The organism is Methanococcoides sp. NM1, from assembly GCF_900774285.1.
GTDB classification, from domain to species: domain Archaea; phylum Halobacteriota; class Methanosarcinia; order Methanosarcinales; family Methanosarcinaceae; genus Methanococcoides; species Methanococcoides vulcani.
This window is the reverse complement of sequence record NZ_CAAGTW010000006.1, coordinates 44038-61941: the sequence shown is the minus strand read 5'-3', so window position 1 is coordinate 61941 and position 17904 is coordinate 44038. Positions and strand designations below refer to the sequence as shown.

Annotated in this window: 11 protein-coding genes and 1 pseudogene; 7 read left to right on the top strand and 5 right to left on the bottom strand. The window is 42.6% G+C overall.

Features of this window, described 5'->3' with window-relative positions; genetic code table 11:
• Positions 1 to 238 precede the first annotated feature (238 nt).
• Both E7X56_RS07210 and glgP read left to right on the top strand, forming a co-directional pair.
• The gene (locus tag E7X56_RS07210; RefSeq protein WP_135606138.1) at positions 239 to 514 is read left to right on the top strand and encodes an EamA family transporter; all 276 of its coding nucleotides are present in this window, start codon (positions 239 to 241) and stop codon (positions 512 to 514) included.
• Positions 515 to 606: 92 nt separating this feature from the next.
• Positions 607 to 2472 (top strand): alpha-glucan family phosphorylase, encoded by a 1866-nt coding sequence (gene glgP / locus E7X56_RS07205; RefSeq protein WP_135606137.1) that lies wholly within the window; start codon positions 607 to 609, stop codon positions 2470 to 2472.
• A gap of 12 nt (positions 2473 to 2484) precedes the next feature.
• On the opposite strand, the pseudogene E7X56_RS11780 reads toward glgP, so the two are convergent.
• Positions 2485 to 2802: pseudogene (locus E7X56_RS11780) on the bottom strand (AAA family ATPase); the annotation flags it as partial.
• Between the two features lie 341 nt (positions 2803 to 3143).
• On the opposite strand from E7X56_RS11780, the gene cas1 reads away from it, so the two are divergent.
• Positions 3144 to 4226 carry a CRISPR-associated endonuclease Cas1 gene (cas1, locus tag E7X56_RS07195; protein ID WP_135606136.1) on the top strand — a complete coding sequence of 361 codons (1083 nt, stop codon included), beginning with the start codon at positions 3144 to 3146 and terminating at the stop codon, positions 4224 to 4226.
• A gap of 44 nt (positions 4227 to 4270) precedes the next feature.
• On the opposite strand, the gene E7X56_RS07190 is transcribed toward cas1, so the two are convergent.
• Positions 4271 to 5134: an ATP-dependent Clp protease proteolytic subunit gene (locus E7X56_RS07190; RefSeq protein ID WP_135606135.1), complete on the bottom strand. Its 864-nt coding sequence runs from the start codon at positions 5132 to 5134 to the stop codon at positions 4271 to 4273.
• 589 nt (positions 5135 to 5723) lie between these two features.
• Here E7X56_RS07190 and E7X56_RS07185 point away from each other — a divergent pair.
• From E7X56_RS07185 to E7X56_RS07175, 3 genes are all read left to right on the top strand, one after another.
• On the top strand, positions 5724 to 6485 hold the full coding sequence (locus E7X56_RS07185; protein WP_135606134.1) for a hypothetical protein: 762 nt from the start codon (positions 5724 to 5726) through the stop codon (positions 6483 to 6485).
• A gap of 191 nt (positions 6486 to 6676) precedes the next feature.
• Positions 6677 to 9082 carry a phosphoenolpyruvate synthase gene (gene ppsA, locus E7X56_RS07180; protein WP_135606133.1) on the top strand — a complete coding sequence of 802 codons (2406 nt, stop codon included), beginning with the start codon at positions 6677 to 6679 and terminating at the stop codon, positions 9080 to 9082.
• A gap of 279 nt (positions 9083 to 9361) precedes the next feature.
• Positions 9362 to 11512: a tetratricopeptide repeat protein gene (locus E7X56_RS07175; protein WP_135606132.1), complete on the top strand. Its 2151-nt coding sequence runs from the start codon at positions 9362 to 9364 to the stop codon at positions 11510 to 11512.
• 134 nt (positions 11513 to 11646) lie between these two features.
• Here the strand turns inward: E7X56_RS07175 and E7X56_RS07170 are convergent, their stop codons facing one another.
• The 3 genes from E7X56_RS07170 to pscS are packed head-to-tail and all read right to left on the bottom strand — an operon-like array spanning position 11647 to position 15797.
• Positions 11647 to 13113 carry a homoserine O-acetyltransferase gene (locus tag E7X56_RS07170; RefSeq protein WP_135606131.1) on the bottom strand — a complete coding sequence of 489 codons (1467 nt, stop codon included), beginning with the start codon at positions 13111 to 13113 and terminating at the stop codon, positions 11647 to 11649.
• Positions 13110 to 14408, bottom strand: coding sequence for an O-acetylhomoserine aminocarboxypropyltransferase/cysteine synthase family protein (locus tag E7X56_RS07165; RefSeq protein ID WP_135606130.1), 1299 nt, complete (start codon positions 14406 to 14408; stop codon positions 13110 to 13112). Before E7X56_RS07165 ends, E7X56_RS07170 begins: the two co-directional genes overlap by 4 nt.
• Before the next feature lie 9 nt (positions 14409 to 14417).
• Positions 14418 to 15797, bottom strand: a complete 1380-nt coding sequence (pscS, locus tag E7X56_RS07160) for an O-phospho-L-seryl-tRNA:Cys-tRNA synthase (RefSeq protein WP_135606129.1) — start codon at positions 15795 to 15797, stop codon at positions 14418 to 14420.
• A gap of 651 nt (positions 15798 to 16448) precedes the next feature.
• On the opposite strand from pscS, the gene E7X56_RS07155 reads away from it, so the two are divergent.
• Positions 16449 to 17564, top strand: a complete 1116-nt coding sequence (locus tag E7X56_RS07155; RefSeq protein WP_135606128.1) for a hypothetical protein — start codon at positions 16449 to 16451, stop codon at positions 17562 to 17564.
• The last annotated feature ends 340 nt before the right edge of the window (positions 17565 to 17904 follow it).

The following is a 17904-nucleotide window of genomic DNA, read 5'->3' as shown; positions in this document are numbered from 1 at the left end:
CAGAAGACTACGAATTTGTTCGTAGTTAAAGTAATGAATATATAGCATTCATTCGTTCTGTTACTTGATGACAATCATCAGGTGCTACCTGTCAGGACCATACATGTCCAACTCAAGCTTGATGTGTTGAATTAAGTCACAGCAATAGCCAGAACGCTAAGAGTGACAAGCCATTTACTCTCAATGCTCATGTGAGGGAAAGGTTGGAGAAGTGGGAACAGAAAGTTTCTGTTATTGAATGATGGAAGCAATATTTTCAGAAATAGAGATCTCTGATTACAGCTCGCTTAGGGTTTTGTGGATCGATCAGCAAAATAACTTCGTCGCCATAGGAACCGTCGCCTACAATGCAGGAATCATGATATCAAGCGTGACAATCGTCTCAGCATTCATGTTCTCAAACCCCTTGATAACAGCGATCTATGGATCTAGGGCTTTCGGAGAAAAACTGAGGAAGATCCAGTGGTTAGGCATCATAGTCCTTATAGTTGCCTGGATATCGCTTCTGCTTTGAAAACGACAGATAGTTTTAATAGTTCAGCAATCAAATAATTGATAGCTATTGATTATTATTCTCATGTGATTAAAAGATAGTTCGGTGATTGGATGAACCTAACGGCAGACAGAATTAACAATCAGGACCTGATGAATCCTTTTGCCTATGACTGGAAAGATATAGAAATAGCTTATTTCTCGATGGAAGCAGCAATCGATCCTGACGGCCTATTGCCCCTATATAGCGGCGGGCTGGGCATCCTTTCAGGCGACACGATAATGAGCGCTGCAGACCTCGGGATCCCCATGGTCGCAGTAATCCCATGCTATTCAGGCGGATTCTTCAACCAGTCATTCAACGAGGAAGGATTTCAGTGCGAGAGCATCGTGGATTGGAACCCGAAGGATTACTTCAAAAGACTCAACAAGAAAGTAAATGTAAGAGTCGGAGACAGTGATGTCACAGTATCTGCCTGGCAATACGATGTCAAGAGCGTCGATGGCAGAAATGCAGTCCCTGTCATACTGCTAGACACGAATCTAGATGAAAATGACTTATACGGGAGCATTACCAGTCGTCTTTATGGCTGCAAGCCTGACGGCTATGGAAGCGAACGGGAATACAGGCTGGCTCAGGAGATCGTACTCGGCATAGGCGGTATCCGTATGCTTGAAGCATTAGGCTTCACCAATATAAAGAAATATCACATGAATGAAGGTCATTCAGCCCTTATGGTTCTTGAACTTCTGAACAATAACAAAGACAAAGAAGAAGAACTGAGAGAAAGAGGTTTGACACTCCAGGACTACCTCAAGTCAAAATGCATCTTTACGACACACACACCCGTACCTGCAGGTCATGACCAGTTCGACCGCGAACTTGTAGAAAGGCTAATCTACGGCGATGAGACACTTCCAAGAGATGCAATAAATTATAATTATGATAAGTTGAACACGACCCGTCTTGGTATGGACTACAGCGGATTCATAAATGCTGTCTCAAAGATACATAAGTACGTAAGCCGTGAAATGTTCCCTGAATACAACATACATTCGATAACAAACGGCGTCCACAGCTATAGGTGGACATCCGATTCATTCCGAAAACTTTACGATAAGTATTTTGAGACATTGCCAGGTGATTGGAAAACAGGAACTCTACGTATGAAAGATCCATGCTCTAGAATACCAGATGAAGAGATCTGGGCAGCCCACAATACTGAAAAGAAAAATCTTATCGATTACGCAAACGATACAATTCCTGAAGCAGAACTGAATTATAATGCTTTCACGATAGGTTTTGCGAGACGTGCAGCACAATACAAGCGTTCAAACCTATTGTTCTATGATATCAACAAGCTATGCGACATAGCAAAAGATGTAGGCCCTATACAGCTGGTGTTTGCCGGCAAGGCACACCCTAAAGATGACGGCGGTAAATGCATAATCCAGAACATAAAGGACAACTTATCAGTCATAAGCGATGACATCCAGGGAGTATATATCCCTAATTATAACATACAGATCGCAAAAAAGATGACATCAGGTAGCGATCTTTGGCTCAACACACCATTCATCTATAAGGAAGCCTGTGGGACATCATACATGAAAACAGACGGGGTACCATGCGCAACCACCGCCGATGGTGGTGCTCGTGAAGGAATCATAAATGGTGTGAATGGTTTTATCATAGGTCCATACAATCCAGAAAGTCTTGATTGGGACGTACGTTGGGATGAAGATGCAAATGCCTTATTTTCTCTTCTGAAAAATGTGATCATGCCTAAATATTATAACAAAGACAGAAGCCCAATGGAACTTCCAAAAGAATATATCCATATCATGAAAAACACAGCAAACCTGAATTTAACTGACTTCAGCTCAGGAAAGATGATGGATGAATATGACATCAGGGCATATCGTGATCCTCTACGTGCAAGTGATTACATAAAGAAGGAATTTGCTTGGCAATTTTGAATTTCTAATAGGTCAAAAAAGGGAAAGAATCTCGAGTATTAAATCCAATCTCTTTGCTGGTGCTCCCATATCAGGAACCTTGACAACTTCATAACCGAATAGCCCATAAGTCTCAAAGATTATCTTTGAGAGAGCCTTTGCTTCCATGTCATCCTCTTTTCTTACATTATTATTCTCGAAAGACCTGACCTGCTCGAGGAAGAACCCCTTAGTATAGCAAGCATTCCTGCATGCATTATCAAGATCCGAAGGAACATCTAAGCCATAATGTCGTGTATAGGCCGCATTGTCTATAAGCGACCTGTCGAGAAACGCTAGCTTGCAGCCATTGAGCGAAGCTTCATCGACTTGCTATGTGGGGATATAGGTAAATCGGGTAAAGGCAACTCCGTAAACTTCTCGAATATTATACCCCTATGCCCGACGATTCTACTTACGGTGTATTTTAAGTAAGTCGTGATCTATAAATGTTCTATTTCTTTTAATTTTTTAAAACGCAATCAGTAAGCACATTTCATACATAAATTATATAAACTAAAAAGTACATGTCATATATGCACGTTTCTATCAAATTGTTCAGCTAATTATCTGTAAGATTCAAAAAAAAAATGGTATTGAAATCGATGCATTAGCTTAGCTGATCATTTAGACTAAATGGAAGGTTATCTACAATGAAAATGCTACTTCTAAACGGTCATGGAATCAACATGAGGGTTGATGCTGCTAAACTCCATATCAAAGATGGAAGATTTTCAACCACTGAAGAACCTCAAAAGTATGTTTTCTATCCAAAACGGGTGGATATTGATAGCATTGTTGTGTATGGTCGGAGCGGATCTCTGAGCTTTGAAGCCATAAGATGGTTAGTCAAACACAATGTACAGATTACAATTCTCAATTGGGATGGAAAACTGTTGACAACAATGCTTCCTCCTGAGAGTACCAATGTTAAAACGAAGTTTGCCCAGTACCATGCCTATGAAGATAAGGATACAAGGATTGAGTTTGCTAGGAAGTTCATTGAGGCTAAGTTTTCCAAATCAGAAGCTGTTCTTGATTACCTTAAACAGAGGTATCCTGAGATTGAGTATGATTTTACTGATGATAAGGCTAAACTTGAGAATGCCAAATCCATAAGGGAGCTACTTGGTGTTGAAGGTGGGGTTGCCTGGAAGTACTGGAATGAGTATGCCAAAGCTGTTCCTGAAAAATATGATTTTAGATCAAGGATAGACCAATACAGAAGAGCAACAGGAGCTGGTGACAAAACCAATGTAATGCTCAATTATGGTTATGCATTACTTGAATCTGAGTGCCTGAGAGCTATTAATTCAGTTGGTCTTGATGCTCATGTAGGTTTCCTTCATGAAATGAACCAGAGCAAGTACAGTCTTGCTTATGATTTGCAGGAGCCGTTCAGGTTCATTGTGGATCTTGCTGTTATGAACCTGATCGAAAAGGGAGTTATTGATAACAAGGACTTTATCAGGACAGAGAGCTTTTCATTGAGACTTAAACCTACAGGAGCGAGGAAGGTTACTGAGGAATTTAGTTCTGTAATGAACGGTAAGGTTGAGTACAGGAACAAGAACAGTTCCTGGGGATCTGTACTGTTGCTCAAAGCAAGGGAGCTAAGCCAACATCTTGTTGGGAAGAGGAAAGCTGTTGAGTTCGTGAAACCTGTTTATGTGGCTGAAAGGGATGATACTGATCTGTTGAGGAAGAAAATCATTGATATGTCTGGATATTCATAAAAATAGAGCTGAACCACGTGTTTTTCCATTTTCAAAAAATCAATTCACTCAATATATTCCACGCTCATCTTTGCAGACCTGAAAAACTTCATGAAATCATGGACTTCTGAAGGCAATTCAGTGCTGACCGGCAGACCCAGTTCAATAGCCTCTTTTGCAGAGATCGGAGTGACATGTATCATCTCTCCACTTAATAGTTTTTGAGCAACAGACTTCCTTTTTTCTTCATCTTGAATTTTGTTCTCAAGCAATTCCATGATAACATCTTTTGTAAGCTCCATTGCTTTTTTTGATATATCGCTCATGATGATGGTCGTGTCATCAGCATCCATTCCTTTCTTTTCGGCTGCATAGATCCATGAGGGTGCCGGGTATGTTCCACGAATGAAATCACCCACCTGTGGGTCTATTGGACCTATGACTGCATCAGGGTCCATTACGATCTCATCTGCAGCAAGGGCAATGATGGTACCCCCTGACATGCAATAGTGTGGAATCATTATCCTGACCTTTTCTTTATGATTATTAAGAGCCCGTGCGATCTGTATGCTGGCATGCATTTGACCTCCGGGTGTGTGCATGATAATATCTATGGGCCGGTCACCGGTCTCCCTGATGGCTCGAAGTACCTGTTCAGCATCCTCAACATCTATGTACTGGTAGACAGGAACACCTAACATGGAAATTGCTTCTTTCCTGTGTATCATGGTAAGAACCTTTGTGCCCCACATGCGCTCCATCCGTTTGATCATGGAAAGCCGTTGCATCTTAATCTTCTTGAGCTGGGACTGGGGATAGACAAAAGCGTACAAGAAGAAGATCAGAGATAAGATTATCAGAATTTCTGTGACGGTGATTTCGGAAATCGAGACCAGAATGATACCCCCTAAACCAATTTGTACTCCCATTTATACGCACAAATTATGCATTATAATTTGACAATGTATAGTAAACATATTACATTTGGTAAATTAAATACGTAATCGTACTTGCTGTTAGTAGGTGACTTGATGGTAAGTGACAAAAAAGAAAAAACGTAGCTTTTTTATTTCCATCTTCAAAACTATAAAAAATGGTTGTGTGAAAATTTTACAAAAGCGTAGTGTTTTTTGCTATTACATATATCCCAATAAGCTGCTGTGAGGGGAGGGATTCGAACTCTCGAATTCCTTCGAAATCGAATATAAAGTCCGATACCGTTTACTCTCAATGTTCATGTGAGAAAGAGGTTGGAGAATTGGGTAAGATAATGATGACGAAAATCTTGGTATCATGACATATTCATCACATAACTTCGAATTTTTCCGTAGCTAAAGGCATCCTTATATGATATTATAAGGATGTAGATTCTAGGTTAAAACGTGCACTTAAGAAAAATAAGTTGATGTATGCAATACTTTTTACATGATTCGTCCAACGTAGTTATTCTTTCAAAGTGGATGAACGTGTTGATTTAGTGTATGTTATAACCAATATGTTTAAACGTCAGGTGATATTATGAATACAAAAAATGCTTCAATCCCATTACTAATACTTGTCGTACTTTCGACAATAGCCTCAGGTGCAATTATCCTGAGCGCTGACGACACCACCAATGAAGAAATATTGATCGACAATGGTGGTCTGGATGCAGACAACATACCTATCGACAATGATGGTATCGATGAGAGCAACATACTACAACCAATAAAGACAGTTGCCACCATCATAGGTATCGACTCATGGGACGGAACGACAGTTTTACTTCTTGACCAGGATGAGAGTGATATTGGAGAAGGCTACCCATGCGACCTGTATCTGATGATCGGACAGGAAACAACCATCACAGACAGTAACGGGAACAAACTTGCTTTTGATGATCTTACTGAAGGAACAAGAATTGAAGCTTACTATGGACCAATGACAACAAGAAGCCTGCCACCACAAAGTGCAGCTGTTAGCATTGTTGTACTTGATGAGAACGTTCAAACCGCTCCACAGCCTGTTAAGACGATCGGAACGATCCTTGGAACTGAAATATGGAGTGAAAACACCGTCCTGCTTCTGGACCAGAATGACAGCGATATTGGGGAAGGTTATCCATGCGACATCTATCTGATAACAGGTCAGGCAACGACCATCACAGACAGCAACGGGAATGAACTTACCATTGAAGACCTTACAGAGGGAACAAGGATAGAAGCTTACTACGGACCAATGGTAACAGCGAGTTTGCCACCACAAAGCGGAACTTTGAAGATCGTGGTCTTAACAGAGTGAAATAAGAATAGCAATTGCATGGTTACAAAAAGTGATCAGCTTTTTGACCATGCCTCCTCTTTTTAGATCATTTTGATCAGCCTAATCATTTCTACCAACTATCTCTCTTTCTCCCAAAAGTCTAATACCCTTAAAAATTAATCATATTTACAGTTAAAAGAATAATTCATTCTCATAACTGGGAGTTAATCATGGGAGATAGCAAATACATTCGATGGTTCGAAGAGATACGTATAGAGGACATACCTTCGGTCGGAGGTAAAAATGCCTCACTCGGTGAGATGTACCGGGAACTGACAGAGAAAGATATCAAAATACCAAACGGTTTTGCGGTTACAGCGGATGCTTACTGGCACGTCCTGGAATCTGCAGGTGTGCTTGAGAAACTCAAGGATAGCCTGGAGGGACTGGATACATCAGATGTCAGTGACCTTGCTGAGAGAGGGAAAAAAGCAAGGAGCATAGTACTCGATGCAGGAATACCGGATGATCTCTGGAACGAGATCAAAGAAGCTTACGACAAACTGAGTGAAGAGTACGGATCTGAGACCGACGTAGCAGTTCGCAGTTCTGCAACAGCAGAGGACCTTCCTGATGCTTCATTTGCAGGACAGCAGGAAACCTACCTTAATGTACACGGTTACCACTCCCTGAAAGATGCATGCAACCGATGCTTTGCTTCCCTTTTCACAGACAGGGCAATATCCTACCGTGTGCACCACAAATTCGATCACTTCAAGGTCGGTCTTTCAATAGGTGTCATGAAGATGGTACGCTCAGACCTTGCATCCAGTGGAGTCATTTTCACCATTGACACCGAGTCCGGCTTCGAGGATGTCGTCTTTATAACAGGATCTTATGGTCTTGGAGAGAACATCGTGCAGGGACTTGTCAATCCGGATGAGTTCTATGTTTTTAAGCCCACCCTAAAAGAAGGTTACAGGCCGATAATCAAGAAAAAGTCGGGCAGCAAAGAGATAAAGATGATATACGGACGCGGGGATTCACGCATACTTACCCGCAATGTGGAAGTTCCTCTTGCAGACCAGAGAAAGTTCTGCATCAACGATGACGGAATACTCCAACTTGCAAAGTACGCTGCCACCATCGAGGACCACTATTCTAAAAAGAAAGGTAAGACCGTGCCCATGGATATCGAATGGGCAAAGGACGGTAACACAGATGAGCTGTTCATTGTTCAGGCAAGACCTGAGACCGTGCAATCCAGAAAAAGGAAAGACATCCTTGAGACGTATTTCCTTGATGAGCGCTCGCCCGTTCTCGTCACTGCCAGAAGTGTAGGCGAAAAGATAGCATCCGGCAAGGTGCATGTGATCGAGGATGTGTCCAAGCTTCCTTCTTTCAAACCGGGAGAGATACTGGTTGCTGATACGACCACTCCTGACTGGGAACCTATCATGAAACGTGCAGCTGCTATCATCACCAATAAAGGTGGAAGGACATGTCATGCAGCTATCGTCAGCCGTGAACTGGGAGTTCCGGCTGTAGTGGGTGCACAGGATGCTACTGAAAAACTAAGGACCGGAATGGAGGTCACAGTAAGCTGTGCTGAAGGGGATATCGGCAGGGTCTACGAAGGAATACTACCTTTCCACATAGAGACGGTTGACCTCAAGGACTTAGGAAAAACAAAGACCGAGATGATGATGAACCTCGGAAATCCTGAAGAAGCCTTTGCTCTTTCCATGATACCTAATGACGGTATCGGACTTGCAAGACTTGAGTTCATCATTACAAGTTACATCAAAGTTCACCCCATGGCACTGGTCCATCCTGAAAAGGTAGAAGACGAAAGTGTGCTTGAGGAAATTGAGAAACTTACAGCCGGATACAAGACCAAGGAAGACTATTTCGTGGAAAAGCTTTCCCAGGGAGTGGCGACCATTGTGGCATCATTCTATCCGAAACCTGTAGTGGTGCGTATGAGTGACTTTAAGTCGAACGAGTATGCAAGCCTTATCGGCGGGAAATATTTCGAGTTCGAAGAGAGCAACCCAATGATAGGTTTCAGGGGAGCGTCCCGCTATTATGACGAACGCTACAGGGAAGGATTTGCACTTGAGTGTAAGGCCATGAAGAAGGTAAGGGATGAGATGGGACTTACAAACCTTATCCTTATGATACCTTTCTGCAGGCGTATAGAAGAAGCGGAAAAAGTGATCGCTGAAATGAAAAAGAACGGTCTGGAAAGGGGACAGAACGGCCTGCAGGTATATGTCATGTGTGAGATACCAAGCAATGTACTGCTGATAGATGAGTTCAGCAAATACTTCGATGGTTTTTCCATCGGATCCAATGACCTTACCCAGCTGACTCTTGGTGTGGACAGGGATTCCGAGATACTGGCCTCGTCCTTTGATGAAAGGGATGACGCGGTGAAGAAAATGGTATCCATGGCAGTCCAGGGAGCAAAGAGGAATGGTAAGCACAGCGGGATTTGTGGTCAGGCACCCAGCGATTTCCCTGAATTTGCAGAGTTCCTTGTGAGAGAAGGTGTTGACTCAATCTCGTTGAATCCGGATTCTGTGATGAAGATCTCATTGAAGGTTCTGGAAACAGAAAAAGAGATGGAATGAATTTTCTTTTTTTCATTCTTTTTTTGCTTTTTAAGTAATATGAAATCATCAATGACCTAGTGAAATCCATAGTATTGTTATTGAAACGTGATTCTAAGTGCCCAAATACAGAGATTACGAAGAAACTTTAATGGGTTGAATCAAAAAGTAATAAATTTCCACATTGTAAAGGCAAATTTCCCTACCAGTATAAAAAAATCACATCTGGAAAAATAATTTATACTGAAAAACCATATTATAAATTATTTTAGGCTAGATATTAATTAGGGGAAATTGTGTTTGAAAAAATATAAGCATCTATTTTTGATTTTTGTATTGTTTTTACTGGTAATAAATACACCTATTGTATCTGCTTCTGAAAAATATACAATGAGAGTAGGTGAGAGTTTAGAGTTAAGTTCTGGATATGCATTGTGCCCTAAGCAGATTGATGTGGACAATGGTAAAGCATGGATTGAACTTGCAAAAGATGGAGAGTATTTTGAGGATAAGGTCATGTATGCAGGAGATTCCTGGTTTGTTGAAGACCTAGATGATACAATTCTATTTGAAATTACATGTATTGAGGTATTTCAAGGACAAGTTGATTCACTGGTTGTAGTTTCGACGGACAGCATACTCGTAGAAGAAGTTATAGAGCCAGTTGAAGAATATGTGATAGAAGAACCTGTTGAAGAATATGTAATAGAAGAAATAGTGGAAGAACCGCTCGATGAGCCAGTAGAAGAATATTTGATTGAAGAACCTTCCTATTATTGGCAAGATAAAGGAAGTCAGTTTTTTGAAGCCGGCAATTATGCAGATGCAATTCAAGCATTTGATACAGCTCTTGAACTTGATTCCTACGATTATGATTTATGGGTATGGAAAGGAATTGCACATATTAAAGTAGGTCAGTACAATAATGCAATAAGTGCATTCAATAGAGCTGATAACATTGATCCAAATACACCGGAAGTATGGGCCTTAAAAGGAATTGCTAAGCATGAATTAGGTCAATATGAAGATGCTTTATATGCATTAAACAGAGCTATTGACATCGATTCAGATATAGCTCCCTTATGGTATTGGAAAGGAAATGCCCTATTGGGGTTAGGTCAATATGAAGATGCAGTAGATGCATTCGACATTGCCGTTGCAATTGATCCAAATTATATCGATGAGTTTAAAGGTGAAAACATACAAGACGCCAGAGATAATGCTCTTGGGATGCTTGAGGCTGAACAAGTTATCGAAGAAGAGCCAGTCGAAGTATACGTGCAAGATGAACCTTTAGAAGAACCTGATGAATACGTGGAAGATGAAGCTGTAGAATATTATACAGAAAAAGATAATTCACTCATGAATTATATCTTGCCAATTGGTACTTTATTGATATTATTACCACTTATTGGGATAGTTGCACTCCGAATAAGCAAAAAAACTCCATCTCACAACAAAACTCAAAGGCCATCTAAAAGCACTGAATCTCTAAAAAATGTTCCAGCTCAACAACATAAGCCTAAACCAAAACAAACTACTCAATCACCAACAAAGGCAACAGAACAAAAGAACAGGATCTCAACAAAATCTGCGTTCAGTTACAAAGGTGCGACTATCATTCATAAAATAAAGATAGAGAACCCTACACCAGAACCAATCAGTGATATTAAAGTTCATCTTTTCGTTCCAGAAGTATTCCTTTTAGAAGGAAATAAAAAATCAATTCCGATACTTGAACCTGGTGAAAGTAAAACCGTTACTTTTGACATTAGACCAAGTGGTGAATGTGGAGACTGTAACGTATCAGGCAGGGTAAATTATTATGATTATGGCAAAAAGAAACGTCAGGAAATAGACCTCGAGACAAAATGTCTGAGCATAATTTGCCCACTTCTTCATATAAACGAGATAAGTACAAAAGATTGGAGAAATACTGTTAGTAGTCTTGTCAGAACAGAGGAGACTACAAGAGATATTTCAATGCCTGCTGAAACACTGTTCAATATGGCATCAAGGGTCATCGAGGATATGAATATGTTCATGCTCGAGCCAGTAGTTACCTCAACCCCGGAGATATTCAACGGTGTGGCAAGATTCTATGGATTAGGGATAAAGAACCTGAAATATGCAGCACAGATTGAGGTTGTTGGCGGTGCAAAGAAAGCAAAAATAATACTAAAAGCGTGGGCAGAGAAAGAGGATGCTTTGACCGGATTCTATCATGGAATGCTTGACGAGCTTGAGAAACGTGTTCAGGTAAAGGGCTATATCAATGAGAACATGATACAAAATTTTTATCATTATGGCGACAACATAGGTACTCAGGTCAAGGATTCGTTTGTCCAAAGATCGAACATAGGAACGAATTCGAAAACATGTCCACAATGTAACATTGAATGTGATATGAATGAGAAATTCTGCTCTGAATGCGGTTCAAAACTGGAATAATAAAATAGATGGACAAAAAAAGAGATGGAATGAATTTACTTTTTTATTCATTATTTTTTTCTTTTTTCTTTTCAGACCTCATCCTGTAGTAGATGAAATACCTTTAAGATTTAAAAAGTAGAAAGTAAAAAGTATCAACCGATCAATCGGCTGATATCCTCGCGATCGATAATTCCCACAAGCCTTTTTTTCTCATCGACCACAGGCAAAGCGGAGATGCTATGTCTTTCCATGCGCTTTGCAGCGGCAACGATGGGCTCATCAGGCATTGCCACAAGTACCTCTTTTGTCATGATATCATCAAGTTTGCTGCTCTTAAGTGCAACAGCCTTTGAGATATCCCAGGACGTTACGATACCCGCAAGACATCCTTTTTCATTCACTACTGGCAAGTGCGTCAGACCTTGCTCGAACATAACCTTTGCAGCGGTTTCTATGCTAACACCTTCCCTGATGGTCGCAACCTCTTCGGTCATGACATCAGCAATGGATGTGTGTGAAAGGAAATTGTGGACCACATAGTTGATATGACCGCTCTCGAGCAGGAAAGCATCATGTCCGTAGCTGGATTCAATCTCCCTGTAGCTTACATCATGGTCATTGAATAGAAGAGCTTCCACTACCTTCTTTGACTGGTATGGAGGGTAAAGCCAGTCCGAGGTTATGGAGATCAAGAGCATCTTTGCCTGAATGTCCTTCAAGCCTTCTGCAAGAGAACCGTTCTTTGAAAGGTCGAAGTAGTCAACTGCCTTTGTCACATAGAGATAGGAATTGGCATCGAACCTTTCGGTAAATGATTCTCCCTGATATTTCAGGTAGCTTTCGACCTGGAAATCATTTGACATATCGAACTTGTAATTCTCACCCTGCTGCAGTTTCCTGCCGAACTTATCATGCATGGAGTCATCGCTAAGATATGTGATGTGAGCTATCATCCTGGCTGTGGCTAACCCATGCACAGGAGGATTTCCGGAATAATAGTCACCTTCATCCCAGTCGGGATCGGAGACTATGGCATTCCTGCCAACCTCATTGAAAGCTATCTGTTGCGGTGATGAGACTGCTGTGGAAGCAATAACAACTGCCTTCCTAACAAGATCCGGGTAAGCAACTGTCCACAGGAGGGTCTGCATGCCACCCATGGAACCGCCTACTACTGCAAGGAGAACCTTGATACCGATATGATCGATCAGCTTTTTCTGGACGTTCACCATATCGCCGATAGTTATCACCGGAAAAGTGATACCATACGGCTTTCCTGTATCAGGATCCAGTGATGCAGGACCTGTAGTGCCTTTACAGCCACCCAGTACATTTGAACAGATAACGAAATACCTGTCAGTATCGAGGGCTTTGCCCGGTCCGATGATCTCTTCCCACCAGCCGGGTTTTCGGTCATTCGGACTGTGCCTGCCTGCAGCATGTGCATCGCCGGTCAGGGCGTGGCAGACAAGGATGGCATTACTTTTGTCCTTATTCAGGTTTCCATAGGTCTCAAAGGCGACCCTGATATCGTTCAGGGTCTGCCCACCTTCTAAGAGGAACTCACCTTCAATTGTATGATAGTTAGTTCCAACAATACCTACGGACCTCTCGCTCACTGCTGAGACCTCTCTAAAGCCTGATCGATGTCAGCAATAATGTCTTCTGCATTCTCAAGGCCCACGGACATCCTGATGAAATCATCAGTTACACCGGTCTGCTCACGCTCTTCCTTTGTGAGCTGCTGGTGTGTTGTAGATGCAGGATGAACAACGAGTGTCTTTGCATCACCGATGTTAGCCAGATGGGAGAGCAGTTCTACGTTCTCGATGAACTTCCTGCCTGCTTCCAGTCCGCCCTTGACACCGAATCCAAGGATAGCACCATAGCTTCCTTCAAGGTACTTGCCTGCCAGTTCATGGGATGGATGGTCCTCAAGACCGGGGTAGTTCACCCATTCGACCAGCGGATGAGATGCAAGGTGTTTTGCTACCTTTAGCGCATTCTCACCGTGTCTTTGTACCCTTAAAGGAAGTGTTTCAACACCCTGTATGAACTGGAATGCATTGAATGGGCTCATTGCCGGGCCAAGGTCACGCAGATGTTGTGTGCGAACTCTGAGTATGAATGCAAGATTTCCCATTCCGGGAATGTCACCGAAGGATTCCCAGAACTTCAGGCCATGATAGCTGGGGTCGGGTTCTGTGAATTCAGGGAACTTTCCATTGTCCCATTTGAAATTTCCGGAATCCACGATTATGCCGCCTATGGAAGTACCATGTCCTCCTAAGAACTTGGTTGCAGATATCACGACAATATCTGCACCATACTCTATCGGCTTTGTGATACCCACACCCACTGTGTTGTCCACAATTAGAGGAACGCCGACATCGTGTGCTATTTTTGCTATCTTTTCAAGGTCCGGAACATCAAGTTTTGGATTTCCGATTATCTCTACATAGATAGCACGTGTCTTATCAGTGATCGCCTTCTCGAACTCTTCCGGTTTTGTGGAATCCACAAAGTGCACCTTCCTGCCGAATTTTGGAAGGGTGTGGTTGAAGAGCTGGTATGTGCCACCATAGAGATTGTTGGCAGAGACTATCTCATCACCAAGCTGTGTGACAGCCAGGACCGTTAAGGAAATGGCAGCCATGCCTGAAGCTACGCCAAGTGCACCTGTGCCGCCTTCGATGGCAGCTACCCTTTCTTCCAGGACACCGGTCGTAGGGTTCATCAGGCGTGTGTAGATGTTGCCGAATTCCTTCAGCGCGAAAAGGTTCGCTGCGTGATCTGCATCTTTGAAGAGATAGGCAGCGGTCTGGTAAATAGGGACTGCGCGCGATCCTGTCGGGTCAGGCTCATGTCCTGCGTGTAATGCTAATGTGTCTAATCCGTAATTTTTGTCAGTCATAATTGTACCTCAGTTGATGTTAAGTTCGTATTTTTCAGCGATCTCAAGGAATGCATCCGAGAGATACTGTATCTGGTCCCACGAGAGTCCGTATGTGCTCAGTTTCCAGCTTCTTGTAGCACCGGGGAACTCACCTGCGATACCGCGTTTCTTCAGTTCGTCACTGAAGAAGTATCCCCTGCGTTTGTGCGTCTTTGCTACTTTGTCGAAGCTGTTGGTGGTATCCACCTTGGAAAGAGCATGCTTTCTCGGGAACTCGCTCAGCACTTCATTTCCTTCGATCCTCAGGAACTCGTTGAGGAAATGATTGGATTTCCTGACTTCCTCATCCCAGTGCTTTGTCCTTTCTTTCACATATGGGAACGATGCCATCATGGACAGCAATGGTGCCCCCATCAGTGTGCACCCAAGGAACTCGACCTCTTTGATACCAAACTTCCTTCCGGTGACATCACCGACCATCTGGGTGGTCCTGAATATCTTGTCAGACCATTCATCCGTGGTTGCCAACACTCCCGAAGGAGCTACAGAGGCCATGCTCTTGTGTCCGGAACCTACTACAAAGTCCGCACCGAGCTTCTTTCCATCAACAGGCATGATACCCACTGTATATGCCCCGTTGTACAGGAATGGAATGCCATATTCCTGTGCCACTTTACCGATACCATAGATATCGTGTTCATTACAGAACAGATAGTCGAAATGGTCGATCATGATAAGGGACGGTAATTTACCGGTCTCTTTTTTCACTTCATCGATCTTGTGTGCCACAGATTCGGCTGTGAGTACATTTTCCTCGTTCACAGGAGCTTCTCTTACAACTCCTCCTGCGCCTTCCACAGCGAGGAATTCCGTATAATGTGCAAATGCAGATACGACCACCGTGTCACCCTTTTCAACAAGGGTTGAAGCAACGGCCTGGAAACCTCTCCTGGCGCCAGGAACTACTCGTGCCTGGTCCATTCCAACGAACTCTGCGAGCTCTGTGTGGAATTCTGCGATCGAAGGTTTTTCGATCTTATCGAGCCTGAAGGGCTTTCGGCAGTTGTCACAGGTTGAGTAACCGTCCCCATAAGCTATGACAGCTTTGCGGGCTTCCGGAGTCAGTCTTCCACCGGCCTGAATGGGCTGTATGTTTATGAACTCCTCTTCCCTTGTTCGGCACATAAGGTCGCCCACAATACTGACAGGGTGTGTTTGGCCGTCTTTTGCGCCTATCTCCTCGATAAGGCCGCCAAGACCCGACACGATCTCAGAAAAGCGTGCAGACTGCTCATCGCTCATACCCGTAGGTAAAGCCTGCCTGACTATCTGCCTGAGATCCTCCAGTGCGAACTGGGTTTCGAATATTTTGTTGGCGAGATATTTTTTGTTGATTTGTTCATCCATTCTGTTACCACCTGCTCGTTTTTCGGATATGCAAAACTGTAAAAACAATTTCGAACCCCAATCGATCGGTCTGCTATACCTGAACCACTCTTGCTGGTTCCTTCAACTTGTTAACGGCGTTAACTGTGGATGGATTTACAAAACTGCTATATAAAAGTAACTGACTGCAGCACTTATAAGTTACAGAAGTAAACCCACGCCATACTATGGTGTGATTTAATTATATATAAAGTAAAGGATTGTGGCAATGTACTGAAATATACATTACTATCTCATGTCTATCGTTTATGTACACCTTTTTAACATACATTTTTATAGGACAAAATTTAATATATCTTATACGAGGTTAAGAGTTTGCCGTTTCTCTTGACCTTAGAAATTATCTGAAAGGTCTGGGGACTTTTCAGAGTTTCGAAGTGGGGGGAACATCTGAACTTGCATATCACGGTCACATATCCCGCCAGGCCGTGATATGTAAATGCATTATTATTGACAGAATCATAGCCTTTTCTTAAATTCTGATTCTTTCACCCTTATTCTGATCCTTTTAGAATTCCCTTAATTGTAGCTCTACAATTGAAGATTTTTAAGTAAATCTTAATAGCAAGAAAAACCCAGTACTATATATACAATATTCAGGCGGGGGTTACTATGAGAATTGATCGAACTTTATGGCTTTTACCTATACTGCTACTGCTCTTCTTCGCAGGCAATGCAAGCGCAGCGTTGATGTTCGACGCCGGGGAAACGGTGATCATCGACGATATAGTTGAAGACGATGTCTATCTTGCAGGTGATACACTAATAGTAAGTGGCACTGTGCTTGGGGATGTCGTGGCCACAGGAGGCACAGTCCAGATCTACGGGAATGTTTCCGGAGATCTCATTGTTGCTGCAGGTGATGTAATCATTACCGGCAGTGTCGGTGATGATGTCAGGGTTGCATGTGGTAATTTCGAACTTAGTGGCCATGTCGGTGACGATCTTCTGGTAACTGCCGGAACAGTGTCCACAAATGAGACCGCAACCATTGGCGGTGACACGACCATAAGAAGTGGCGATGCAGACCTTGCAGGAAACTTCGGAGGCCTGCTGGATGTTTCAGCAGGTGATCTGGTGTTCTCCGGTAATGTCGAAGGAGATGCAATACTGGATGCTTCCGACCTGACGATCCAGCCTGATTCCAGCATAAAGGGTGACCTGGAATATAGTAGCTCCAAAGAGATCTCGATCCCGGTCGGTATTGTCGGGGAAGAAATAAAGCCTGAAAGGACAGAGCAACGCGAAGACAGTTTCGATGGCGATGGCGTGCTAAAAGTGATATCCTTCATCGGTAAGATCGCGTATTACCTCTTCCTGTTCGCTCTCGGTGTAATACTCATCCTGGTCTTCCCGGAAAAGACCGAAGAGATCGTAAAGGACATTCAGGAAGAAACTTTCAAGAACATCGCCGTGGGACTCCTTATACTGGTAGCTTCGATCATCGGATCATTAGTCCTGTTAATAACCGTTATCGGCATCCCAATTGCGCTCTTCCTGCTATTGCTACTGTTCATCGTCCTTCTGATCGCAAAGATATACACTGCAATGTGGCTCGGAGAGGTAACGTTCAGAAAAGCAGGATTCGAATATAATCAGTGGACTGTACTTGCAGTCGGCCTCCTCCTATTGCTGATCCTGACAGAACTGCCATTCGTAGGTGGGATCATCAGCCTTCTGGCAACGCTGGTAGCTATGGGAAGTATGTACTTTGCATTAAAGTATTGATGCAAGGGACGTACTTTTTATTTTTTTTGTTTTTATTTGTAACAGGACTCGAAGATATGTTTTTATATTATCTAAAAAAATAACTTATTTAATCTATTTGGAAAATGATATATGCTTTGACGCTTTTTCTAAATCGAGACTGAGAATATTTGCTTTCTATCCGATCACCACAAAATAAAGAATATTGGTTTTTCAGTAGGTTGCAAGTATTGACCTCATCTCACAGAATAAAAGGAGATGTTCGTTAGTAAGGAGTTGAATGTAGATGCTAAAAAAGTATAAAACACAAAATACACCATCTGTTGAAATTAAAGTTTCTTTCGACCCGGATACAAAAAAA

Excerpts from the sequence above, each read along its gene's own strand:
- E7X56_RS07210 (WP_135606138.1), top strand. The coding sequence starts at position 239 with ATGATGGAAGCAATATTTTCAGAAATAGAGATCTCTGATTACAGCTCG.
- glgP (WP_135606137.1), top strand. The coding sequence starts at position 607 with ATGAACCTAACGGCAGACAGAATTAACAATCAGGACCTGATGAATCCT.
- cas1 (WP_135606136.1), top strand. The coding sequence starts at position 3,144 with ATGAAAATGCTACTTCTAAACGGTCATGGAATCAACATGAGGGTTGAT.
- E7X56_RS07190 (WP_135606135.1), bottom strand. The coding sequence starts at position 5,134 with ATGGGAGTACAAATTGGTTTAGGGGGTATCATTCTGGTCTCGATTTCC.
- E7X56_RS07185 (WP_135606134.1), top strand. The coding sequence starts at position 5,724 with ATGAATACAAAAAATGCTTCAATCCCATTACTAATACTTGTCGTACTT.
- ppsA (WP_135606133.1), top strand. The coding sequence starts at position 6,677 with ATGGGAGATAGCAAATACATTCGATGGTTCGAAGAGATACGTATAGAG.
- E7X56_RS07165 (WP_135606130.1), bottom strand. The coding sequence starts at position 14,408 with ATGACTGACAAAAATTACGGATTAGACACATTAGCATTACACGCAGGA.
- pscS (WP_135606129.1), bottom strand. The coding sequence starts at position 15,797 with ATGGATGAACAAATCAACAAAAAATATCTCGCCAACAAAATATTCGAA.
- E7X56_RS07155 (WP_135606128.1), top strand. The coding sequence starts at position 16,449 with ATGAGAATTGATCGAACTTTATGGCTTTTACCTATACTGCTACTGCTC.